The sequence below is a fragment of the Pseudomonadota bacterium genome (genome assembly GCA_030860485.1).
GTDB lineage: Bacteria > Pseudomonadota > Gammaproteobacteria > JACCXJ01 > JACCXJ01 > JACCXJ01.
This window is the reverse complement of record JALZID010000077.1, coordinates 1-6840: the sequence shown is the minus strand read 5'-3', so window position 1 is coordinate 6840 and position 6840 is coordinate 1. Positions and strand designations below refer to the sequence as shown.

General features: G+C 65.2%; 4 protein-coding genes, 1 rRNA gene and 1 pseudogene. 2 read left to right on the top strand and 4 right to left on the bottom strand.

Translation table 11 applies throughout. The annotated features are described in order from the left end of the window. Window positions 1-218: 218 nt before the first annotated feature. From M3461_04625 to M3461_04610, 4 genes and pseudogenes are all read right to left on the bottom strand, one after another. Window positions 219-549: pseudogene (locus M3461_04625) on the bottom strand (YnfA family protein). Between the two features lie 162 nt (window positions 550-711). Continuing rightward, entirely contained in the window at window positions 712-1563 is an 852-nt protein-coding gene (locus M3461_04620; protein ID MDQ3773690.1) for a polysaccharide deacetylase family protein, read from the bottom strand. Between the two features lie 59 nt (window positions 1564-1622). Then, a complete protein-coding gene (locus M3461_04615; GenBank protein ID MDQ3773689.1) occupies window positions 1623-2750 on the bottom strand; it encodes an anhydro-N-acetylmuramic acid kinase in 1128 nt (375 codons plus the stop codon). A 175-nt stretch (window positions 2751-2925) separates the two neighbouring features. Next, window positions 2926-4455, bottom strand: a complete 1530-nt coding sequence (locus tag M3461_04610) for a peptidoglycan DD-metalloendopeptidase family protein (protein MDQ3773688.1) — start codon at window positions 4453-4455, stop codon at window positions 2926-2928. Between the two features lie 129 nt (window positions 4456-4584). Between M3461_04610 and tyrS the strand changes: the two genes are divergently transcribed. Together tyrS and M3461_04600 are read left to right on the top strand one after the other, a co-directional pair. Then, window positions 4585-5775 carry a tyrosine--tRNA ligase gene (gene tyrS / locus M3461_04605; GenBank protein ID MDQ3773687.1) on the top strand — a complete coding sequence of 397 codons (1191 nt, stop codon included), beginning with the start codon at window positions 4585-4587 and terminating at the stop codon, window positions 5773-5775. 399 nt (window positions 5776-6174) lie between these two features. Then, window positions 6175-6840 (top strand): 16S ribosomal RNA (locus tag M3461_04600); the annotation flags it as partial.

Below are 6840 nucleotides of genomic sequence, written 5' to 3'. Positions count from 1 at the left end.
TTGGATGCGTGCCCACGGCTATACCTGATGTCATCGTGTGCTCCACTTTTGTGAACCGCCTAGTGCAGACCCGCATGCTAGGTGGTGTGGGGGCCGGGGGCCAAACGCCCCCGGCTACCCCATTGGCTGCGATGTCCGCGAGGGTGGGCTTCCGGCACGCATCAACGCTGTAATTCTCCATTTCATTCAAGCAGGCTAGAAACTTCTGCTGGCGGTAGCTAGGCATCGCCGCGCCACCCGAGGACGATGATCGCCATCCCGACGAGCGCGACGCCCGCACCGATGACGTCGAACGCCGACAGTCGCACGCCATCGACCAGGCGCAGCCAGATGAGGGCGGTGGCGACGTACACGCCGCCGTAACGCCGCGTAGGCCCGGCCACTCGCGGCCGGGTGCAGTGTCAAGAGCCAGACGAAAAGCGCAAGGCTCGCCGCGGCGGGCAGCAAGAGCCAGATTGGGCCATTCCTGCGCAGCCACAGGTAGGGGAGAAAGCAGCCGAGGATCTCCGCGAGCGCGGTGGCGATGAAGAGGAGCGCGGTTTTCAGCAAAGCCCAACCCATCAGTGGCGGTGCCTGTGGTGCGCATCCGGAGCATGCGGATGCAGATGTGTCAGCGGTTCGTGCCGGTGGCGATGGCTGTGCTTTCTGCCGGGCGGAACTCCCGGTAGGGGACGACGACACGTCGGGGCACGCGGCGCTTGCCCGTGGTGCTCATGCGATCTCGGAACCAAGGTCGGCCGAAGGAAGGATGGCCGAACGCAGGGTGACCGCACGCAGCCCGGCGGTGCCGATGGCGTCCAGCAAGCGTGGCAACACGATGAGGATGACCGCATCGCCGCCGGTGGTGCGGGCCGCATTGCCGTCATGGAGCAGCAGGATGTCGCCCCCGTTCAGCCCCTGCAACAGCCTGGCGGACACCGATCCGGGATCGCCGTTGCGAGTGTCGAAGCCGCGGCGGGTCCAGCTCACCAGGCGCAGGTCGAGTCGACTCAAGACCGGATCGAGCAAGGGGTTGCGCAGGCCCGCGGGGGCACGGAAGAACCGGGGGCGGATCCCCGTGATCGCGGCCAAAGTTTCCTGGGCGGCCTCGATCTCGCGCGAAAAGCCGCGGAGTCCGAGCAGTGCGAAGTCGCGGCGGTGACGCAGGCTATGGTTTTCCACGGCGTGTCCGCGCGCGACGATCTCTCTGCACAGATCGGGGTGGTGCGTCGCCCGCTCGCCGATGCAGAAGAAGGTGGCTTTCGCACCATACCGGTCGAGGAGGTCGAGGACGGTGGGTGTGACCGCCGGCGCCGGGCCGTCATCGATGGTGATGGCGATCTCGTTTCGCGTCGCGGCTGCGGGCGGCAAGCGCTTCAGGTTCGGTCCCAATAGACCACAGCGTGGCCACAGCCCGGCCAGGGTCAACATCGCTTGGTCGGTGACGACGGCGCCCGCGGTCCAAGGCCAGATCTCCGGGCCGAGGGCCGTCGCCGCCAGCGCGCCGGCGTGCAATAGGACGGACGCCTTGATCAGGGGAGCCGGACGCCAGCGCCGGTCGTCGGGTGCAGTCGTCAGAGGCATGACGGGGACACTGCCGGGATGCGGGCAATAGGAGATCAATTGGGAGATCAATTCGGGGATCAATAGCGTAGCATGCGTCCCGGGCCATGGACCGCACCGAGCACGACGCGCCGCCTCGCACCCGTGACCGAGGGCAGGTTGGCCGGCCGGCCTTCCAGGCGGCAGTGGGCCAGCCAGGCGAAGGCCGTGGCCTCGACACACCGGGCGTCCAGGCCATGCTGATCGGTCGTCTGCACGCGCAGGCCGGCCAAGGACCCTTCGAGCGCACGCACGAGCATCCGGTTGTAGGCCCCACCGCCGCAGATCAAGACCTCGCGGGTGGTGGGTGCATGGCGGCGGATCCCCTCGGCGACGGTGTCCGCCGTGAGGCGCAGAAGCGTCGCCTGGACATCCTCGTGACGATCGATCGGCACAGCGCGCGCGAGCATCGCCGCGAGCCACGCGCCATTGAAGTGATCCCGCCCGGTGCTCTTCGGGGGCCCCAGGGCGAAATACGGGTCGGCTTTGAGCGCCGTCAGCAGCGTCGGTACGGGGGTACCGGCCGCTGCCCAAAGCCCGTCCCGGTCCATCGGGGTCCCGAGGTGCAGGAGGGCCCATTCGTCCATCAACGCATTCCCGGGCCCGGTGTCGAAACCGCGTACGGGGGCATCGGGTTCCCCGGGCAGCACCGTGATGTTGGCGATCCCGCCGAGATTCAACACCACGCGGTCGACGCCATCCTGTCGGAACTGGGCTTGATGAAAGGCCGGGGTCAGGGGCGCGCCGTGGCCGCCGGCGGCGATGTCCGCCCCTCGGAAGTTCGCGACCGTCGTGATGCCGGTAACCTCGGCGATGATATCGGGGTCGCCGATCTGGAGGGAGAAAGGGTTCGGGCCCTGGGGACTATGCCAGACCGTCTGCCCATGGCTGCCGATCGCGACGATGCGGGATGAAGGCACCGAGGCCTTGGCCATCGAGGCCAGCGCCGCGTTCGCGAATATGCGGCCGACACGGATGTGCATGCGGCCCAGGCCCTCCAGAGACAGGGCGGTGGCGCCTTGACTGAGCGGTAACAGCTCGGCCCGCAGGTCCGCCGGCATCGGCTCGGAGTGATGGGCGATCACGCGCACCCGGGTGCCGTCGATATCGGCTACCACCGCATCGACGGCGTCCATGCTGGTGCCCGACATGAGCCCGATGAAGAACATCACGGCCCGGCCGGTCCGGAAGATAGCGGTCGACCCAGGCGCTTTGCGGCGAAGCGCCTCGGCCGCGTGGCCGCTCTCCGTTCGGCTATCTGCCCGGTCGGGGCGTGCGCGGTGTCACGCATAGGCACCGGTCCGCGAACACGAACGGGGTGTGCCTAACTAATGGGGGTCGGGATCACGGACTGTGCCTCGCCAGGGTGGTGATCCCTTTGCGGCGGGACGCGCGGCGATCCGAGGGATCGTCTGGGGTCGAAGCCAGGGAGTCGAGCTGGGCGAGCAAGAACCGGGCTTTGATACGGAATCTGCGCTGATCGATCTGGCTCAAGGGCAAGGCGCGCGGAAGACCCACGGTCAGCGGATCGCGGTGGACCCCGTCTATGCGGAACTCGTAGTGCAGATGGGGCCCGGTGGCGAACCCGGTGCTGCCGACATAGCCGATGATCTGACCCTGGCGGACGGATTGACCGGCCGTGATCCGGGGGGCGAACCGACATAGATGGGCGTAGAGCGTGCCGTAGCGGTCCCCATGCTGCAGGATGATGGTCTTGCCGTAGCCGTTCTGCGTACCGGCGAACTGGACCTTGCCGTTGCCTGTGGCCTTGACCGGAGTGCCATGGGGTGCAGCATAGTCCACCCCTTTATGGGCGCGCAGGGTGTGGAGGATCGGGTGTCGGCGGCGCAGGCTGAAATGCGAGCTGATGCGGCTGAATTGCACCGGCGTGCGGATAAAGGCCTTGTCCAGCGCGTCGCCCCATTGACTATAGTACTCGGCGCGGCCCTGCGCGTCGACGAAGCGAACGGCTCGGTAGGACTTGCCGCGGCTCTTGAACTCTGCCGCCAGGATCTCCCCCTGCTTGATGGTCTTGCCGTCTCTCCACAACTCCTCGTAGATCACGGCGAAGCGATCACCTTTGCGGATGTCCAGAGCGAAATCGATGTCCCAGCGAAAGATCTGCATCAAACGCATGATGAGAGGGTCGGACAAGCCGGCCGACTGACCGGCCTGGAACAGCGAGCTCCCGATGGAGGCCGTGGTCGTCGCTACCCGGACCTGCGGTTTCCGAATGATCGTATCGACCCTGAATCGGCCGTGTGCGCCCCGGGAGACGTGTAAGGTCCTCGTCGCGTCCTGCTCGCAGCGCATTTCGGCGAGCTCGCCGTCGCGGATCAGGATGCGCAGGGTTTGACCCGGTCGGAGGCGTTTGAGGCCCGCCGTCTCCCGGCCCGGGGACAAGACCTGATCGAGCTGACCCTTCCCGAGTCCCAGACGATCGAAGATGAGCGCCAGGCTGTCGCCGCGGCGTACTTTGATTTCCTGCCACACGCTTTGGCGTTGGGATCGCCGAGGTGAGATGCGAGCCGCCACCTGCATAGGGTGGCTGCGGAGACGCTCGGTGCCATCGAGCGCTACAGGCCACTTGAGCGGGATCGGTGCCTTTCGGTGCGCGACGCGGAGATCGGGGCCTTGGGGCGCGGCGCTCAGCAGCCGATCAAGGTTCGATACCTCGTGGGACCCCATGCCCGCGAGCAACAGGATGACGAGCGCCAGCGACGAGAGGAACAGCCAGCGATGCGGCTGCCTTTCCCGTTGGTCCGATAGCCCCCAATCCAACCGGTGTGCAGTGCCGACCCTGGAGGAGGGTCCCGATCTCCCTTGCCACTGCAGCCGGGGCGCATAGTTGAGAATAACCCGTCTGTCAGGCACGGTTTTTTTCTGTAAGGTACTTTATTAAAGATAACCGCTAAGTCCGCGCCGGTCAATGCGTAAGGCACCGCCTGCGATGACCCGTCCGTGTGTGCTAAGCTAGTCGCCGCCGTGACCAGCGTAGTGCCCATCGAAGCCGCGCTCCAAGAGATCCAGCGTGGCGCCGTCGAGATCCTGCCGGAGGAAGACCTCGGCGCCAGGCTGCGCGCCGGGCGGCCGTTGCGGGTCAAGGCCGGCTTCGATCCCACCGCACCGGATCTACATCTGGGCCATACCGTGGTGCTGACCAAGCTCCGGCAGTTTCAGGACCTCGGCCACCAGGTCATCTTCTTGATCGGTGATTTTACAGGCATGATCGGGGACCCGAGCGGGAAACACACGACCCGCCGGGCCCTCGATCGCGCGGATGTGGCGCGGAACGCGCGCACTTACACTGATCAGATATATAAGATCCTGGATCCGGATCGCACGGAGGTAGCATTCAACTCCGCTTGGATGGACAAGATGAGCGCCGCCGATCTGGTCCGGATCGCCTCGCACTATACGGTGGCGCGCATGCTGGAGCGCGATGATTTCCGGCAACGCAATTCCGCGGGCCACCCGATCGCGATCCATGAGTTCCTGTATCCCCTGGTGCAGGGCTATGATTCGGTCGCGTTGCGGGCGGACCTCGAGTTGGGTGGGACGGATCAGCGATTCAACCTGCTCGTGGGGAGGCAAATACAGACCGCATACGGGCTGGAACCCCAGATCATCATGATGATGCCCATCTTGGAAGGCACGGACGGCGTGCAGAAGATGTCCAAGTCCCTCGGCAACGTGATTGGGATCTCGGACCCTCCGGGGGAGATGTTCGGCAAGCTCATGTCGCTGTCCGATCCGCTCATGTGGCGCTACCTGGACCTGCTGAGCCTGCGTCCGGCCGGAGACATCGATGGCTGGAAGAGGGAAGTGGAGGCGGGCGCGAACCCCCGGGATGTCAAGGTGCGCTTGGCCGAGGAGATCGTCATGCGGTTTCACGGCGCAACAGCGGCCCACGATGCCCACCGCGACTTCGTGACGCGTTTTCGTGATCGGGCGCTGCCGGACCAGGTACCGGAGCGGACCGTGGCGGGCGCAGCGGAAGGCATCGCCATCGCCAATCTGCTCAAGCAGGCCGGGCTCACCGCCAGTACCTCGGAGGCTTTGCGCCTCATAGCCCAGGGGGCCGTCCGGATCGACCAGGAGCGCCTCTCGGACCCGGCCCTGCGGCTCTGGCCCGGCACGACCCATATACTGCAAGTCGGCCGGCGGCGGATCGCCAAGGTATCGATCGTCTGACGGCCCGTGAGTCGGGTCTCGACCCGACTGGCCTAGCTAGGGGCGCGGGGTGGCCGCGGTCCGGCGGAGAGGCGCTCGACACAGACTTATCAGTAGGGACGGCGGCGTGCGGAAAGCCGGCCGCCCCGCCGGCTGGCCGCCGGTCCCGGTCGGCGGCGGCTGGTCCGGGTGGCGCACGGCGCGACTGGTTGACGCGCGGCTTCGGCGATGTATAATGCCGCTCCTCACTGGGGAGGCGGCGTCGCTAGATCGGCCCCTTCTGCTCTTTAACATACTGATATCCAAGCAATTTGTGTGGGTGCCTGTGTCAGGGGATCTTTCTGGTAAGTCATCCCCGCGTGCCTTGATGCTCGAGGTGGCGGGGAAGCAGAGATTGTCGCGCACAGCGACGGCAACCTTAAACCAAAGAGTTTGATCCTGGCTCAGATTGAACGCTGGCGGCATGCTTAACACATGCAAGTCGAACGGTAACAGGCCCTTCGGGGTGCTGACGAGTGGCGGACGGGTGAGTAATGCTTAGGAATCTGCCTGGTTGTGGGGGATAACCCGGGGAAACTCGGGCTAATACCGCATACGTCTCCCTGTCTTTGCGACAGGGGGGGAAAGCGGGGGACCTTCGGGCCTCGCGCTATCATGATGAGCCTAAGTCCGATTAGCTAGTTGGTAGGGTAACGGCCTACCAAGGCGACGATCGGTAGCTGGTCTGAGAGGACGACCAGCCACACTGGGACTGAGACACGGCCCAGACTCCTACGGGAGGCAGCAGTGGGGAATTTTGGACAATGGGGGCAACCCTGATCCAGCCATGCCGCGTGTGTGAAGAAGGCCTTCGGGTTGTAAAGCACTTTTAGTGGGAACGAAACGGTCCGGGCTAATACCCTGGACTACTGACGGTACCCGCAGAATAAGCACCGGCTAACTACGTGCCAGCAGCCGCGGTAATACGTAGGGTGCAAGCGTTAATCGGAATTACTGGGCGTAAAGCGTGCGCAGGCGGTTGTGCAAGACAGATGTGAAATCCCCGGGCTCAACCTGGGAATTGCATTTGTGACTGCACGGCTAGAG